We start from the raw sequence: 436 nt of genomic DNA, 5'->3' as shown, positions 1-436 counted from the left end.
GGGTAGAGCGAACGTTCCTGCAGGAAAATCATCGCATTGAACCAGGAGTTCCAATGGCTCACACCATAATACAGCAGCATGACGGCGATCACGGGCATCGAGAGCGGCAGCACGATCCTGAATAAAATGACGAAATCGTTCGCTCCGTCCATTTTGGCCGACTCCTCCAGCGCATCTGGAATGGCTTCGAATGCGGTCTTCATTAGAATCAGGTTAAACGTGTTAATAGCCTGCGGAATGATAAGCGCCCACAAGGAATCAACGAGTCCCACTCCCTTAACCGTCAAGTAGAGGGGAATCAACCCTCCGCTAAAAAACATTGTAAAGATGATAAACAACATGAGTGGTTTGCGGTACTGTAAGCTCTTACGCGAGAGAGCATAAGCTCCGAATGCGGTCAGAGTAATATTATCCGAATGCGGTCAGAGTAATATTA

The 436-nt window shown here is 47.9% G+C and carries 1 pseudogene; it reads right to left on the bottom strand.

The features are described 5' to 3' along the window. Positions 1-410: pseudogene (locus AC1DUA_RS40695) on the bottom strand (carbohydrate ABC transporter permease); the annotation flags it as partial. Between the last annotated feature and the right edge of the window lie 26 nt (positions 411-436).

This window comes from Paenibacillus sp. 01T422, assembly GCF_056398785.1.
This window is presented reverse-complemented; position numbering and strand designations above follow the sequence as displayed.